Below are 16,448 nucleotides of genomic sequence, written 5' to 3'. Positions count from 1 at the left end.
GCATATTTACAGCTAAATAAGCACGATCGTTCAGAAGGACATCAAAGGGTTTTATCTATTAAATAACAATGCCTTAGCCTTTTTGGCTATTCAAAAAAGAGGAATAATGAAGAAATCGAGGGGAGGTATACAAGGCAGGATTTAGCATAGAGTACAAATCAAAAAAAACCCTTCACGATAACGTGAAGGGTTTTATTTGGCAGGGGCGGAGAGACTCGAACTCGCGACACCCGGTTTTGGAGACCGGTGCTCTACCAACTGAGCTACGCCCCTAAATTATGCTTAACATTATGCCTGCTAAAGTTAGCAGGCATAATTTTTAATAAGTGGCGGAACGGACGGGGCTCGAACCCGCGACCCCCTGCGTGACAGGCAGGTATTCTAACCAACTGAACTACCGCTCCACCGAATTTCTCTACAACCACCAGATTTCTCCGGCTTACTGCTTAATTTAATGCCTGGCAGTTCCCTACTCTCACATGGGGAGACCCCACACTACCATCGGCGCTACGGCGTTTCACTTCTGAGTTCGGCATGGGGTCAGGTGGGACCACCGCGCTATCGCCGCCAGGCAAATTCTGTTTCATCCCAACCGTTATGCACTGCTTACGCGCTCGCACAACCATCAGAACCAATCTTTGAACAAGCTGAATTTCGTTTTATATGAGTCTTTCATCACACCAAAACATCTTCGGTGTTGTAAGGTTAAGCCTCTCGGGTCATTAGTACTGGTTAGCTCAACGTATCGCTACGCTTACACACCCAGCCTATCTACGTCGTCGTCTTCAACGGCCCTTCAGGGGCATCTAGTGCCCAGGGAAGACTCATCTCGAGGCAAGTTTCCCGCTTAGATGCTTTCAGCGGTTATCTCTTCCGCACTTAGCTACCGGGCAATGCAATTGGCATCACAACCCGTACACCAGTGGTGCGTTCACTCCGGTCCTCTCGTACTAGGAGCAACCCCTCTCAATCTTCCAACGCCCACGGCAGATAGGGACCGAACTGTCTCACGACGTTCTAAACCCAGCTCGCGTACCACTTTAAATGGCGAACAGCCATACCCTTGGGACCTACTTCAGCCCCAGGATGTGATGAGCCGACATCGAGGTGCCAAACACCGCCGTCGATATGAACTCTTGGGCGGTATCAGCCTGTTATCCCCGGAGTACCTTTTATCCGTTGAGCGATGGCCCTTCCATTCAGAACCACCGGATCACTAAGACCTGCTTTCGCACCTGCTCGAGCTGTCACTCTCGCAGTCAAGCTAGCTTATGCCTTTGCACTAACCTCCTGATGTCCGACCAGGATTAGCTAACCTTCGTGCTCCTCCGTTACTCTTTGGGAGGAGACCGCCCCAGTCAAACTACCCACCAGACACTGTCCGCAACCCGGATTACGGGTCTACGTTAGAACATCAAACATTAAAGGGTGGTATTTCAAGGTTGGCTCCACAAGAACTGGCGTCCTCGCTTCAAAGCCTCCCACCTATCCTACACATCAAGGCTCAAGGTTCAGTGTCAAGCTATAGTAAAGGTTCACGGGGTCTTTCCGTCTTGCCGCGGGTACACTGCATCTTCACAGCGAGTTCAATTTCACTGAGTCTCGGGTGGAGACAGCCTGGCCATCATTACGCCATTCGTGCAGGTCGGAACTTACCCGACAAGGAATTTCGCTACCTTAGGACCGTTATAGTTACGGCCGCCGTTTACCGGGGCTTCGATCAAGAGCTTCGCCTTGCGGCTGACCCCATCAATTAACCTTCCGGCACCGGGCAGGCGTCACACCGTATACGTCCACTTTCGTGTTTGCACAGTGCTGTGTTTTTATTAAACAGTTGCAGCCAGCTGGTATCTGCGACTCCCGCCAGCTCCATCCGCAAGGGACTTCACCGACAGGAGCGTGCCTTCTCCCGAAGTTACGGCACCATTTTGCCTAGTTCCTTCACCCGAGTTCTCTCAAGCGCCTGAGTATTCTCTACCTGACCACCTGTGTCGGTTTGGGGTACGATTTGATGTTACCTGGAGCTTAGAGGCTTTTCCTGGAAGCGTAGCATCGGTTACTTCATCACCGTAGTGACTCGTCATCACGCCTCAGTGTTAACAATGACCCGGATTTACCTAAGTCATCCACCTTCACGCTTAAACCGGGACAACCGTCGCCCGGATAACCTAGCTTTCTCCGTCCCCCCTTCGCAGTAACACCGAGTACAGGAATATTAACCTGTTTCCCATCGACTACGCTTTTCAGCCTCGCCTTAGGGGTCGACTCACCCTGCCCCGATTAACGTTGGACAGGAACCCTTGGTCTTCCGGCGTGCGGGTTTTTCACCCGCATTATCGTTACTTATGTCAGCATTCGCACTTCTGATACCTCCAGCAACCCTCACAGGCCACCTTCAACGGCTTACAGAACGCTCCCCTACCCAACAACACCTAAGTGTCGCTGCCGCAGCTTCGGTGCATGGTTTAGCCCCGTTACATCTTCCGCGCAGGCCGACTCGACCAGTGAGCTATTACGCTTTCTTTAAATGATGGCTGCTTCTAAGCCAACATCCTGGCTGTCTGTGCCTTCCCACATCGTTTCCCACTTAACCATGACTTTGGGACCTTAGCTGGCGGTCTGGGTTGTTTCCCTCTTCACGACGAACGTTAGCACCCGCCGTGTGTCTCCCGTGATAACATTCTTCGGTATTCGTAGTTTGCATCGGGTTGGTAAGTCGGGATGACCCCCTAGCCGAAACAGTGCTCTACCCCCGAAGATGAGTTCACGAGGCGCTACCTAAATAGCTTTCGGGGAGAACCAGCTATCTCCCGGTTTGATTGGCCTTTCACCCCCAGCCACAAGTCATCCGCTAATTTTTCAACATTAGTCGGTTCGGTCCTCCAGTTAGTGTTACCCAACCTTCAACCTGCCCATGGCTAGATCACCGGGTTTCGGGTCTATACCCTGCAACTTAACGCCCAGTTAAGACTCGGTTTCCCTGCGGCTCCCCTATACGGTTAACCTTGCTACAGAATATAAGTCGCTGACCCATTATACAAAAGGTACGCAGTCACCCAACTAGTAGGCTCCCACTGCTTGTACGTACACGGTTTCAGGTTCTATTTCACTCCCCTCGCCGGGGTTCTTTTCGCCTTTCCCTCACGGTACTGGTTCACTATCGGTCAGTCAGGAGTATTTAGCCTTGGAGGATGGTCCCCCCATATTCAGACAGGATGTCACGTGTCCCGCCCTACTCATCGAACTCACAACTTGTGCATTTTTGTGTACGGGACTATCACCCTTTACTGTGCGACTTTCCAGACGCTTCCACTAACACACAAACTGATTCAGGTTCTGGGCTCCTCCCCGTTCGCTCGCCGCTACTAGGGGAATCTCGGTTGATTTCTTTTCCTCGGGGTACTGAGATGTTTCAGTTCCCCCGGTTCGCCTCATGACACTATGTATTCATGTCATGATAATGTGTCGAAACACATTGGGTTTCCCCATTCGGGTATCGTCGGGTATAACGCTTCATATCAGCTTACCGACGCTTATCGCAGATTAGCACGCCCTTCATCGCCTCTGACTGCCTAGGCATCCACCGTGTACGCTTAGTCGCTTAACCTCACAACCCGAAGATGTTTCTTTCGATTCATCATCGCGCTGCGATTATTTGAGAGACTCATTGACAGACTGACTCATCACGACCTACCCGAAGGCAGTCCTGTATGTTCAGCTGTCATGTTTCAATTTTCAGCTTGTTCCAGATTGTTAAAGAGCAAAACATCGCAGTGCACCCAAACAGGTACACTCTGATGTTTTTTATCATACCGAGTAGTGATGGTGGAGCTATGCGGGATCGAACCGCAGACCTCCTGCGTGCAAGGCAGGCGCTCTCCCAGCTGAGCTATAACCCCGTCTCTACTTACAGTTACCTTAGATACCACTCACGGAAGAGTTGGTAGGCCTGAGTGGACTTGAACCACCGACCTCACCCTTATCAGGGGTGCGCTCTAACCACCTGAGCTACAAGCCTATTAAGGTATTTCTGCTCGTTATTTTCATCAGACAATCTGTGTGAGCACTTCACGTAACACACATCTTTTTTTGGTAAGGAGGTGATCCAACCGCAGGTTCCCCTACGGTTACCTTGTTACGACTTCACCCCAGTCATGAATCACAAAGTGGTAAGCGCCCTCCCGAAGGTTAAGCTACCTACTTCTTTTGCAACCCACTCCCATGGTGTGACGGGCGGTGTGTACAAGGCCCGGGAACGTATTCACCGTAGCATTCTGATCTACGATTACTAGCGATTCCGACTTCATGGAGTCGAGTTGCAGACTCCAATCCGGACTACGACGTACTTTATGAGGTCCGCTTGCTCTCGCGAGGTCGCTTCTCTTTGTATACGCCATTGTAGCACGTGTGTAGCCCTACTCGTAAGGGCCATGATGACTTGACGTCATCCCCACCTTCCTCCGGTTTATCACCGGCAGTCTCCTTTGAGTTCCCACCATTACGTGCTGGCAACAAAGGATAAGGGTTGCGCTCGTTGCGGGACTTAACCCAACATTTCACAACACGAGCTGACGACAGCCATGCAGCACCTGTCTCAGAGTTCCCGAAGGCACTAAGCTATCTCTAGCAAATTCTCTGGATGTCAAGAGTAGGTAAGGTTCTTCGCGTTGCATCGAATTAAACCACATGCTCCACCGCTTGTGCGGGCCCCCGTCAATTCATTTGAGTTTTAACCTTGCGGCCGTACTCCCCAGGCGGTCGACTTAACGCGTTAGCTCCGGAAGCCACGCCTCAAGGGCACAACCTCCAAGTCGACATCGTTTACAGCGTGGACTACCAGGGTATCTAATCCTGTTTGCTCCCCACGCTTTCGCACCTGAGCGTCAGTCTTTGTCCAGGGGGCCGCCTTCGCCACCGGTATTCCTCCAGATCTCTACGCATTTCACCGCTACACCTGGAATTCTACCCCCCTCTACAAGACTCTAGCCTGTCAGTTTTGAATGCAGTTCCCAGGTTAAGCCCGGGGATTTCACATCCAACTTAACAGACCGCCTGCGTGCGCTTTACGCCCAGTCATTCCGATTAACGCTTGCACCCTCCGTATTACCGCGGCTGCTGGCACGGAGTTAGCCGGTGCTTCTTCTGCGGGTAACGTCAATCAGCAAGGTTATTAACCTTACTGCCTTCCTCCCCGCTGAAAGTGCTTTACAACCCGAAGGCCTTCTTCACACACGCGGCATGGCTGCATCAGGCTTGCGCCCATTGTGCAATATTCCCCACTGCTGCCTCCCGTAGGAGTCTGGACCGTGTCTCAGTTCCAGTGTGGCTGGTCATCCTCTCAGACCAGCTAGGGATCGTCGCCTAGGTGGGCCATTACCCCGCCTACTAGCTAATCCCATCTGGGCACATCTGATGGCAAGAGGCCCGAAGGTCCCCCTCTTTGGTCCGAAGACGTTATGCGGTATTAGCTACCGTTTCCAGTAGTTATCCCCCTCCATCAGGCAGTTTCCCAGACATTACTCACCCGTCCGCCGCTCGTCACCCGAAGAGCAAGCTCTTCTGTGCTACCGCTCGACTTGCATGTGTTAGGCCTGCCGCCAGCGTTCAATCTGAGCCATGATCAAACTCTTCAATTTAAGATTTGTTTGATTTGCTGAACTCGTCAGCGATGCTCAAAGAATTAAAACTGTTTATTCGTAATGAATTTCACTGTTGTTCACTCTTCAAGACTTTTTATATCGTTAAGATACGGTCTTGTGAGTGCCCACACAGATTGTCTGATTATATTGTTAAAGAGCAGTGCCACTTCTTCGGTGGCGCGGGCTGCATATACTATGCTAATCCGCTTTAAAGTCAAGTCATTACTGACCGCCTTCATTAAATCTTTTTCCTGTCACCACAACCGCGTGTCGCTGTTGCCGTGTCAGTGGATGCGCATTATAGGGACTTCTCGGCGGCTGACAAGCGCTAAATGCAAAATAATTATCGCTTGTCTACTATTCACCCACAAAGCGATTAAAGTGGCAGTTTTTCCAGCGAATCGAAGCCATAACGCTGCAATATTGGCCACAGTGTGGCTACCTTAGGCGTAATCATAAGGCAATAAACCAGATTTTTATCTGTAGAAAGTGGAGGATTATCCAGATTAGCAATCAGCCATGCCGTTCTTTTGGCTATAGCCGCGCCAGAATCAACAAGACGCGTCCCTTCTGGCAATGCCATCTTCAGCTCCTCTGCTAACAACGGGAAATGCGTACACCCAAGTACAACCGTATCGGGTGGCTCCGGCAGACGTAGCCAAGGACGAAGAATTTTTTGCAGTTCGGAAATTGAGATCGTCTCCCCCTGCAATTTAGCCTCTGCCAATTCAACCAGTTCTGATGACCCCAGCGACAAAATCTGGCAATCAGTAGCGAAACGGGCAATCAGCTCGTGTGTATACGGGCGTTGAACGGTTGCCCGCGTCGCCAGTAGGCCAACAACTCCATTGCGCGTCAACTTAGCCGCAGGTTTAACCGCTGGGACAACGCCCACGACAGGGAAAGTAAAACGTTCACGTAAAGCAGGAAGGGAAATCGTACTCGCCGTATTGCAAGCAATCACAACCAATGCGAGCTGATGACGTTGTTGGACTGCGCTAACAATCTCAACCACGCGATCGATAATAAACTGCTGTGATTTCTCACCATAAGGAAACGCTTCATTATCGAATGCGTATATATAGTGAAGATCCGGCAGGAGTTGCCGGATCTCATCATAAACAGACAGCCCGCCTACGCCGGAATCAAACACCAGAACAGTAGGACGGGATGGCAGGTTAGAAGGTATAGCTTCCAGTGAGATAGTATTCTCGCCCTGCCGTGCGGTAGCCATATGCCGTCTCATAATCTTTATCAAACAGGTTGGCGATTCTACCACGAACTGTCAGATGAGAGGTGACGGGATATGATGCGGCGAGATCCCAGAGGCTTACACCGCCAAGTTTGACAGTCTGGTAGTCGTCAACCGCAGGGATGTAATTGCCATAATCTTTGTCATAACGACTTCCCAGATATTGATATGTTACGCTCCAGTCAAGATCGTACACCTGCCAATCCAGTTGATACTTCACCTGTTGCTTTGCACGACGAGCCAACGGCTCATCGGTGATGGCATTGCGCGAATCAACATAGTCATAGCTAATGCGATGACCGACAGGTCCAGTATCAAAACTAGCGGTAGCTTCAATCCCTTTGATTTTGGCTTTACCGACATTTTCATAAACGTAACCAGTGCTGCCTGTTGCATCAATCAGGTTGTCGATGTCATTGCGGTATCCAGAAATTCTCCATGTAACCGGCCCAGTAAGGCCTTCAACTCCACTTTCCCACTGTTTACTTTCTTCTGGCTGAAGGTCACGGTTGCTGCCAAACCTTCCATATAACTGCCCCATATTTGGTGCTTTAAATGCAGTGCCATAAGAAGCAATCAAACGATAGCCATCAATAAACTCCCAAGAAGCCCCAGTTTGCCAAGTGTTATGCCAACCGAATTCAGATTGATCGTCGCCACGCACAGAGCCTTCAAGAACTATGGAAGCAAAGCGTTGCTGCCCAGTAAGATAAATACCCGAATTATGCTGGCTTTCTTCTCGGTTCACGCTGGTTGAATCCGGTTTGATGATCTGATCCTGCCAATCAACACCAGCACTAACCGTCCCTGTGCCCACTTGCAGCGTATTGCCCCATTGAGCGTTGTATTGCTCAGAATCAACCAAGGTTGAACCGCTGCTATGCAGACCTCCACGTGGATCGTAGTCATAATCCTTGCTATGGCTATAGCTTCCAATTAACTGAGTGGAGTAAATACCACTCTGATAGCGAAGACCGGTATCCCATGTTTGACTATAAAGCTGACGAGTATCTACCGCAGAGAAGTTATCGTAACCAGTACGGTTGTCATAACCATAGCCCCGAAGAAAACCGCTGAATTGATCACCAAATTTATGTTCAACCGTACCATACAACGATTTACTCATAAATCCGTCACGGTCGGGCTGCGCAGGCGAAGCAGTACCGTAAGCAACCACGTCAAACCCTTTCGTGTAGACGTAATTACCAGCCAATGTCGCTGTTGTACTATTACCTAACGCTTGCTGCGTCGCCCCGTCATAAGATTGGTATCCATTAGAGCCGATACCCGCGGAAAGCGTAGTACCGTTCTTTTCTTTGGTAGTAATGATATTGACTACACCACCAATCGCGTCGGAGCCATAAACCGCAGATCGTGAGCCACGAATGTATTCAACTTTCTGCACCAGTGAGAGAGGGATTTGACTGAGGTCAGATGACCCGCTGATACCCGCCTGATTCAGACGAATACCATCGATCAGCACTAGAACATGGCTAGAGTTAGTACCACGAATAAATAACGAACTTTTTTGCCCCAACCCACCATTCTGCCCAATATCTACCCCTGGCAAACGACGCATCACATCTGTGAGACTTTTCGCCTGCCAGCGATCAATTTCTTCACGAGTGACCACGGTTGTCGGTGCCAGGACACTGTTTACTGGCTGCTGAAAACGGTTAGCAGTAACCACCATGGCATTGTTATCAGTTTCCTGCGCCCAGCCAGAAAATGCCGTGACGGAAAGCGCCGTCAGCAGCGAAATTTTTTTAATCATTGTTAAAGCATCCGAGAAATAATAAGGATGCCGCAGGTTCTGTTAATAGCACGCGATATGCAGAACTAATTGCGACGTATTCCGGCAGGTCTTCGGGCTTGGATGCCGCTGTTGCCACAGACCGTCAATGACGGTAGGGGATACAACGAAAGCGATGACTTCCCATCTATACCAGGCATACTTCAAGTTACATGTACGTTGGCTACGTTCAGTCATCCGAATCACTTACTCAAGTAAGCTCATCGGGACTCCTGCTCTTGCCGCCTGCCTGAAACTCGAATTATTTAGGGTACATAACAGTGTCTGCAATAATGCTATCGCTCGGACATTCCTTACCGCTGCGCGTCAGCTCCAGATTTACACTGGATTCCCTTTTGACTTGTGAAACAAGGCCGGACGCTCATCCTACAATCGCGAATTGTGGAAGTCTAGACTTCTATATCACTACAGGATAATAATGTAACAAAACTGGACTTCCTGGCCGGATTCCCTACAATTCCCGGCCAATAACACCCTTTTAGACGCCGTTCAGACGAGAAAACCATGACGCCAGAAATCCTGCCCATCGAAGATTATGACGACCAGCTTGCAGAGAAAACGGCGCGTCTGCGTGGAATGATGGCACCTTTCAACGCACCGGAGCCTGTCGTCTTCCGTTCTCCCGTCAGTCACTATCGGATGCGCGCCGAATTCCGTATCTGGCACGAGGGTGACGAGCTTTACCACATCATGTTTGACCAGCAGACCAAACAACGCATCCGAGTCGATCGATTCCCAGCAGCCAGTGAACTGATTAATAGCCTGATGCCGGTGCTACTTACTGCAATCCAGCCTGACCCCGTACTGCGCCGTAAGCTATTTCAGATAGATTATCTGTCGACCCTAAGCGGCGAAGTGATCGTTTCTCTGTTGTATCACCGCGCACTGAACGAAGAATGGCAGGAACACGCCCACGCACTGCGCGATAGCCTGACGGCGCAAGGGTTCAACCTGCAGTTGATTGGTCGCGCGACGAAAACCAAAATCTGCCTCGATCGCGATTATGTCGATGAATGCCTGCCGGTTGCTGGCAAGAATATGATTTACCGACAGGTAGAAAACAGCTTCACGCAGCCGAATGCCGCAGTAAATATTAAGATGCTGGAATGGGCGTTGGATGCAACAGCAGGCTCGAAAGGGGATTTACTGGAGCTATATTGCGGTAATGGCAATTTTTCACTCGCGCTGGCAAGAAACTTCGAGCGCGTGCTGGCGACTGAAATCGCCAAGCCATCCGTCGCGGCTGCGCAATATAACATCACCGCGAATCAGATAGAGAACGTGCAGATTATCCGTATGGCGGCAGAAGAATTTACGCAGGCCATGCAGGGTACACGCCAGTTTAATCGCTTACAGGGCATCGACCTGACAAGCTACCAGTGCGAGACAATTTTTGTTGACCCACCGCGCAGCGGACTGGATGAAGAAACGGTGAAACTGGTGCAGGCGTACCCGCGCATTCTTTATATTTCCTGTAACCCGGAAACGTTGAGCAGCAACCTGCAAACACTCTCGGAAACCCACGACATTCGCCGTCTGGCACTGTTCGATCAATTCCCTTACACCCACCATATGGAGTGTGGCGTACTGCTGGAACAACGTCAGTAACCGCACAATTCTGGCGGGTTACCCCGCCAGAGCACACCCACTACAGTGTTTCACTCTCTTCGGCTGATACTGACTCCGCTGCCTTTCTGCGACGCAGTCTCAGGCCAATCCAGAAAACCAATGCTACACACAGGATTGAAGGAATAAAGTTCGATCCAATGGCGGGATATTCAACGCGCACGATGGCGCTGTAAATCAATAAACCCAGCAGAAAACTGGCCGCCGCCAACATCGGAATACCTTCCGGCATACTGTGGTGCAAATAGCGTTCATGCAGGCAGTAGATGGACAATATCAGCGCAATCAGAGGAAAAATCGAGAACGGAACAATACTGCTGAACAAAGCAGCGAACGCGCCATTGACGGATAAGCCCGCAATCAGCGCCAGAACCAGCGTACCTTTTTCTTGGTGAGGTTTTTCTGTCATGGTTTCTCCCTTCTCATGTTGGTATAGAGGATTTATGGCACGGTAAAGCTGCTGTCGTGTTCTTTTCTGTACCAGTAATAGGCACCTTTGGCGATCATCCGCAGTTGCAGTACCAACCGTTCTTCCAGCTGTTTGCGCTGTTCCAGCGAAACGTCCAAGGCTTCCGCTCCAGCACTGAAAACAATCGTCACCATCGCTTCCGACTGCGCTTCTGCGAAGCTGCGGGGAATGTGATTTTCCACCTCAAGATAATCCGCCAGTTCAGCGATAAAATGCTGAATTTCCCGCGCGACCGCCGCACGGAAAGCCGCCGACGTCCCTGAACGTTCACGCAGCAATAGCCGGAACGCATTCGGATTGTTGCCGATAAATTCCATGAAGGTAGAAACCGATGTCCTGATCACGCTACCCGTTTTGGCAATACGCTGCCGAGCCTGACGCATTAACTGGCGCAGCATCAGTCCGCTTTCGTCAACCATTGTCAGCCCCAGCTCATCCACGTCACGGAAGTGGCGATAGAAAGATGTCGGCGCAATACCCGCCTCGCGGGCAACTTCACGTAGGCTCAAGCTGGTAAAGCTACGCTCAGCGCTTAACTGGCTAAATGCAGCTTCAATAAGGGAACGACGAGTCCGTTCTTTTTGTTGTGCTCTGACACCCATTATGCTGCCCAAATGATCTCTCCCCTTTCCAGAGAGGCACTATAGCAAACTTTATTGTCCGCAGAATGAGACAAAGTTTGCCATATTAAGAATGTGAGAATCTGTTTCCATAGTAAAGGCAGGGATGATTGGGTTCTGCCGCAGTCGATGCTACAATCGCACAATGTTAAATTCGCGTTATTAATTTGTATAAAAACAGGTTTAACCTACCATGACTCTAGAACATCAATTCGATTATGATGCCATCGTTATTGGTTCCGGTCCCGGCGGTGAAGGTGCAGCAATGGGATTGGCCAAGCACGGCGCTAAAATTGCGGTGATTGAACGCCACTACAACGTCGGCGGCGGCTGTACCCACTGGGGTACGATTCCTTCAAAAGCCCTTCGCCACGCCGTCAGCCGTATTATCGAGTTCAATCAAAACCCCCTCTACAGTGACAACTCCCGCATTATTCGCTCCTCATTTTCCGACATTCTGCGCCATGCCGACAGCGTTATTGGTCAGCAAACCCGTATGCGACAAGGATTTTATGAGCGTAATCAGTGCGAGCTGTTCTCCGGTGAAGCCAGCTTCATCGACGCCCATACGATTGCCGTTCACTACCCAGATAATACTCATGAAACACTGACCGCCGCGAATATCATTATCGCGACCGGCTCACGTCCGTATCATCCGGTAGAAGTCGACTTCAACCATCCGCGCATTTACGACAGCGACTCTATTCTGCAACTCGACCACGAGCCTCAGCACGTCATTATCTATGGCGCGGGCGTTATCGGCTGCGAATACGCTTCTATCTTTCGCGGCCTGAGCGTTAAGGTCGATTTAATCAACACCCGCGATAGGCTGCTGGCCTTTCTCGACCAGGAAATGTCGGATGCGCTGTCCTACCATTTCTGGAACAACGGCGTGGTTATCCGCCACAACGAAGAATTCGACAGTATTGAAGGGCTGTCTGACGGCGTCATCGTCAATCTGAAATCAGGCAAAAAGATGAAGGCGGATTGTCTACTCTATGCCAACGGACGCACGGGGAACACGGAAACACTGGGGCTGGAAAATATCGGCCTGAGCACCGACAGCCGCGGCCAGCTCAAGGTCAACAGTATGTACCAGACTGCGCTGGCACACATTTATGCCATCGGTGATGTCATCGGTTATCCCAGTCTGGCATCAGCCGCTTACGATCAGGGCAGACTCGCCGCGCAAGCAATCATTAAAGGCGACGCCAGCGCGCATCTGATCGAAGATATTCCCACTGGCATTTATACCATCCCAGAAATCAGCTCTGTGGGGAAAACCGAGCAAGAGCTCACCGCGATGAAAGTGCCTTATGAAGTGGGTCGGGCACAGTTCAAACATCTGGCACGGGCGCAGATTGTTGGAATGAATGTGGGGAGCTTGAAGATTCTGTTTCACCGCGAAACGAAACAGATTCTGGGGATTCACTGCTTTGGCGAACGCGCCGCTGAGATTATCCACATCGGGCAGGCCATCATGGAACAGAAAGGTGAAGGTAATACTATCGAATATTTCGTTAATACCACCTTCAACTATCCAACCATGGCAGAAGCTTACCGCGTGGCGGCGTTGAACGGACTTAACCGCTTATTTTGACAGATTTTCCATATAGCCCTGCATATGCTCGCGGATGGTATCAGCAAGCTGCTCATAGCGTCCGCGCAGCGGTGAACCGGGGCGATACACCAGCGCGACAGTACGCTTAGGCTCCGGTTTATAACACGGCAAATAGCAGACACCATCGCGCTCACGCTCACGCGGAACCGATAACGCTGGCAGCAGCGTAATACCACTTCCGGCTGCGACCATGTTGCGCAGTGTCTCCAGACTGGTCGCCCGGAAATGCGTATCTTCATCAGCCCCGGCTTGAAAACAGAAGCCCATCGCCTGATCGCGCAGACAGTGGCCATCTTCCAGCATCAGCAGCTTTTCACCCGCGAGATCGGACATCGCCACACGTTCGCGGTTCGCCCAAGGGTGATCCTGATAAATCGCCAGTTTCATCGGCTCGTCAAACAGAGGAACTTCGATAAAAGCCTCAGACTCTTTCACCATCGCCAGAATAGCGCAGTCCAGTTTGCCGCTGTCCAACTGGGCAAGCAGTTGATGTGTTTGCGCTTCGTGCAGATACATTTCGAGCTTGGGGAACGTACGATGCAGCATCGGAATGATTTGCGGCAGCAGATAAGGCCCCACCGTGGGGATCAGGCCAATGTGCAGCGGCCCGGACATGGTTTCACCCTGCTGGCTCGCCATCTCTTTTAATACTTTGACCTCGCGCAATACCGTTCGCGCCTGCTCAACCAACAGCAGCCCAGCCTGCGTAAATAGTACCTTGCGACTGGTTCGCTCCAGCAGCATCACGCCTAGCTCATCTTCCAGTTTACGAATCTGTCCACTGAGTGTTGGCTGACTGACATGGCAGGAATCCGCCGCACGCCGAAAGTGGCGATGCTCCGCCAGCGCGACAAGATACTCTAAGTCCCGAATATTCATTATTATTCTCCTTATCATGATAGCTAACAGCGATAGATAGGATATCAATGAACGATAATCCCTATCAACATCCAAAATGAATAATATATCCCACCGAAGCGTATCTATTTATTTCTACAAGAATAAAACAATATTTTTACGGTTTCGGTACCACCAGGGCATACCTACCAGTTCCCAGCCACGCTATAACAAGCGGACTGACATCATCAAGCGATTTGGTATCGACAGCATTTTGTGTGCGTTGGTCAACGATACCCTCGCGATCGATGTCTAGAAAGCTGACCAGAAGACGAAACTGTTCACGATATGGAAATAGGCGGGTAAAAAATAACGTTCGAATATCCAGAGGGAATGATGAATAACGTTGCCGGGCGGCCATCATACAGCTATTAGAAATAAAAATGATGAGTGATAAAACGAGCTCGAGAGATAAACGGTGCTTCAGATCCGTGGCTGTCAGCAGAACCTGACGAATAGGAATCTCATCCTTGAGACTCCTCCCTTTCAAGGCTCCCACAAGCCGTAGTGACAGATATTCCAATACCTGAATCTACGGCAACAGCGTGACAGCCCTTTTTCTTCCTGAAATCTTGCGCGTCGCCTCAGCGTGCCACGTCAGGGCGGACACCCAGCGTGTGGCAAATGGCGTAGCTTAGCTCGGCACGATTCAACGTATAGAAGTGGAAATCTTTTACCCCTTCGCGGCTCAGGATTTTCACCATGTCCATCGCGATAGACGCACCGACCATTTTGCGAGTTTCTGGGTCGTTATCCAGGCCGTCAAACACACTTGTCATCCAGTTCGGCACGCGCACGTTTGTCATCGTGGCAAATTTTTGCAGTTGCTTGAAGTTCGATACCGGCAGAATACCCGGCACGATTTCTACGTCGATGCCCGTTGCCACGCAGCGGTCACGGAACCGCAGATAGCTTTCTACGTCGAAAAAGAACTGTGTGATAGCGCGATTCGCGCCAGCATCAATCTTGTGTTTCAGGTTGATCAGGTCAGCCTGCGCGCTTTTGGCTTCAGGGTGAACCTCAGGATAAGCGGCAACCGAAATATCGAAATCGCCAACCTCTTTCAGCAGGGAAACCAGATCCGCCGCATACATTTCCGGCTTGCCGCCTTCTGGGGGCAAATCGCCGCGCAGCGCAACAATATGGCGGATACCGCTTTGCCAGTAATCCTGCGCGATTTCACGCAGCTGTTCACGCGAGGCATCAATACAGGTCAGGTGAGGTGCCGCTTCCAGACCGGTACGTTCTTTGATCGTTTTGATAATGCTGTGAGTACGGTCACGCTCGCCAGAATTCGCCCCGTAGGTCACGGAAACAAACTTAGGCTTCAGGCTGCTCAGTCGATCAATCGAGTTCCACAGGGTTTCTTCCATCTCGCTGGTACGTGGCGGGAAAAACTCGAACGACACATTAATGCGTCCCTGCAATTCCGCCAGACTTTGATTCAGCGCTTCCCGCTGGTTTGCGTGAAAAAAGCTCATACCTGCTACCCCGTTGACCGTGATTGTTATTATCATTCGCCACACGTCTATACGTTTAGACGTCTATATAGAAAATGACGTAATCCGCTTAAAGAGTCAACGTTTTTCAGCCCGATAGAGGTGATGATTGCTCACGGTAAATGAAAAAAGTTCATGATGGGTTTCTCGCAAAAGTGCAGTCTCTTCGTCACATTGTTATGTCAACGCGGAGACAGTTTCGTGTGCAATCACGATAACCTAGGAAATACGCCGTCAGGCGCAGGGGAAATCGTGAAAATGTACGGTGTGCCCGTCTTTCGTCGTCAGAAAAATAGCGTACTGCGGAGCTTCCAGACTGACTTCAAATCCCGGAGCGAAACGCAGGGCAGACTGATGATTGGTACCGCGTATCGTGCTGAACGATATGCCTCGCCAGCCACCGCTAGCAGGCCGATGCACGTGCCCCGCCGAAATATGCCGCACATTACCGACGCGGTGGCATATCTGGGACAGTGCCTCTGCCGCCTCAGGAACCAGCCGAACGTCATCAAGCGCTGGCAGCCCAATCGACATCGGTGGATGATGCAGGAACAGGAACACATTCTTTCCTTCTGCGGCCTGAAGCTGCTGCTCAAGCCATGTTAATCGCACGGAGCACAGCGTTCCGGCCACTTCACCTGCATGTAACGAGTCCAGCAGAATGACACAATCATCCCCTACCGCCGTCACGCTTTGCACAAATCCGTTTTCATCCGACTGCGTCGGGAACTGAGCCAAAAACACGTCCCGATCGTCGTGATTCCCCATCGTCACACGCCAAGGAACCTGTAGTTCAGCCAGCGCCGATGCCAGAAACGTATAAGATGCCGCACTGCCGTCATCGGACAGATCGCCGGAGATCACAACCAAATCGGCATCGCGATGATGGGCGTTGATATCAGCAATCGCCGCTTTCAGTTGCAGTTCGGGATCGCGACCATGCAAGTTGCCGCCTTGAGCGGTCAGATGCAGGTCGGAAAGTTGAATCAGTTTCATCGTTATCCTCGGTTTT

At 50.9% G+C, this 16,448-nt stretch carries 10 protein-coding genes, 4 tRNA genes, 3 rRNA genes and 1 riboswitch; of the genes, 2 read left to right on the top strand and 15 right to left on the bottom strand.

The window, feature by feature from the left end; genetic code table 11:
• Nucleotides 1-197 precede the first annotated feature (197 nt).
• From DUT67_RS01200 to btuB, 9 genes are all read right to left on the bottom strand, one after another.
• A tRNA-Trp gene (locus DUT67_RS01200) sits at nucleotides 198-273 on the bottom strand.
• A gap of 54 nt (nucleotides 274-327) precedes the next feature.
• Nucleotides 328-404, bottom strand: a tRNA-Asp gene (locus tag DUT67_RS01195).
• A gap of 52 nt (nucleotides 405-456) precedes the next feature.
• Nucleotides 457-572: ribosomal RNA gene (gene rrf / locus DUT67_RS01190) — 5S ribosomal RNA — on the bottom strand.
• A 129-nt stretch (nucleotides 573-701) separates the two neighbouring features.
• Nucleotides 702-3,607 (bottom strand): 23S ribosomal RNA (locus DUT67_RS01185).
• Nucleotides 3,608-3,823: 216 nt separating this feature from the next.
• Nucleotides 3,824-3,899: transfer RNA gene (locus tag DUT67_RS01180), tRNA-Ala, on the bottom strand.
• A 42-nt stretch (nucleotides 3,900-3,941) separates the two neighbouring features.
• A tRNA-Ile gene (locus DUT67_RS01175) sits at nucleotides 3,942-4,018 on the bottom strand.
• 75 nt (nucleotides 4,019-4,093) lie between these two features.
• Nucleotides 4,094-5,636 (bottom strand): 16S ribosomal RNA (locus DUT67_RS01170).
• Together the 16S, 23S and 5S rRNA genes with 4 tRNA genes alongside form the textbook arrangement of a ribosomal RNA operon.
• Before the next feature lie 379 nt (nucleotides 5,637-6,015).
• On the bottom strand, nucleotides 6,016-6,873 hold the full coding sequence (murI, locus tag DUT67_RS01165; protein ID WP_113627014.1) for a glutamate racemase: 858 nt from the start codon (nucleotides 6,871-6,873) through the stop codon (nucleotides 6,016-6,018).
• Nucleotides 6,818-8,665: a TonB-dependent vitamin B12 receptor BtuB gene (gene btuB, locus DUT67_RS01160; protein ID WP_113627015.1), complete on the bottom strand. Its 1,848-nt coding sequence runs from the start codon at nucleotides 8,663-8,665 to the stop codon at nucleotides 6,818-6,820. The genes murI and btuB overlap by 56 nt, the downstream gene beginning before the upstream one ends.
• A gap of 65 nt (nucleotides 8,666-8,730) precedes the next feature.
• Nucleotides 8,731-9,077, bottom strand: a riboswitch (cobalamin riboswitch).
• Nucleotides 9,078-9,208: 131 nt separating this feature from the next.
• On the opposite strand from btuB, the gene trmA reads away from it, so the two are divergent.
• Nucleotides 9,209-10,312 carry a tRNA (uridine(54)-C5)-methyltransferase TrmA gene (gene trmA, locus DUT67_RS01155; RefSeq protein ID WP_113627016.1) on the top strand — a complete coding sequence of 368 codons (1,104 nt, stop codon included), beginning with the start codon at nucleotides 9,209-9,211 and terminating at the stop codon, nucleotides 10,310-10,312.
• A 40-nt stretch (nucleotides 10,313-10,352) separates the two neighbouring features.
• On the opposite strand, the gene DUT67_RS01150 is transcribed toward trmA, so the two are convergent.
• Together DUT67_RS01150 and fabR are read right to left on the bottom strand one after the other, a co-directional pair.
• On the bottom strand, nucleotides 10,353-10,739 hold the full coding sequence (locus DUT67_RS01150; protein ID WP_113632466.1) for a YijD family membrane protein: 387 nt from the start codon (nucleotides 10,737-10,739) through the stop codon (nucleotides 10,353-10,355).
• A gap of 32 nt (nucleotides 10,740-10,771) precedes the next feature.
• Nucleotides 10,772-11,401, bottom strand: a complete 630-nt coding sequence (gene fabR, locus DUT67_RS01145; protein WP_048263022.1) for an HTH-type transcriptional repressor FabR — start codon at nucleotides 11,399-11,401, stop codon at nucleotides 10,772-10,774.
• A 211-nt stretch (nucleotides 11,402-11,612) separates the two neighbouring features.
• On the opposite strand from fabR, the gene sthA reads away from it, so the two are divergent.
• Entirely contained in the window at nucleotides 11,613-13,019 is a 1,407-nt protein-coding gene (gene sthA / locus DUT67_RS01140) for a Si-specific NAD(P)(+) transhydrogenase (protein WP_048263023.1), read from the top strand.
• Here sthA and oxyR read toward each other — a convergent pair.
• The 4 genes from oxyR to DUT67_RS01120 form a co-directional block, all read right to left on the bottom strand.
• Nucleotides 13,011-13,919, bottom strand: a complete 909-nt coding sequence (gene oxyR, locus DUT67_RS01135; RefSeq protein WP_113627018.1) for a DNA-binding transcriptional regulator OxyR — start codon at nucleotides 13,917-13,919, stop codon at nucleotides 13,011-13,013. The two genes, sthA and oxyR, sit on opposite strands and share 9 nt — an antisense overlap.
• 136 nt (nucleotides 13,920-14,055) lie before the next feature.
• The gene (locus DUT67_RS01130) at nucleotides 14,056-14,460 is read right to left on the bottom strand and encodes a hypothetical protein (RefSeq protein WP_145984877.1); all 405 of its coding nucleotides are present in this window, start codon (nucleotides 14,458-14,460) and stop codon (nucleotides 14,056-14,058) included.
• Nucleotides 14,461-14,521: 61 nt separating this feature from the next.
• Nucleotides 14,522-15,418 carry a methylenetetrahydrofolate reductase gene (gene metF, locus DUT67_RS01125; protein WP_113632468.1) on the bottom strand — a complete coding sequence of 299 codons (897 nt, stop codon included), beginning with the start codon at nucleotides 15,416-15,418 and terminating at the stop codon, nucleotides 14,522-14,524.
• A gap of 252 nt (nucleotides 15,419-15,670) precedes the next feature.
• Nucleotides 15,671-16,432, bottom strand: coding sequence for a phosphodiesterase (locus tag DUT67_RS01120; protein ID WP_113632469.1), 762 nt, complete (start codon nucleotides 16,430-16,432; stop codon nucleotides 15,671-15,673).
• Nucleotides 16,433-16,448 lie beyond the last annotated feature (16 nt).

The sequence above is a fragment of the Pectobacterium peruviense genome (assembly GCF_003312355.2).
GTDB classification, from domain to species: domain Bacteria; phylum Pseudomonadota; class Gammaproteobacteria; order Enterobacterales; family Enterobacteriaceae; genus Pectobacterium; species Pectobacterium peruviense.
Note: the sequence above shows the minus strand (reverse complement) of the source record. Positions and strands in the feature narration are given on the sequence as shown.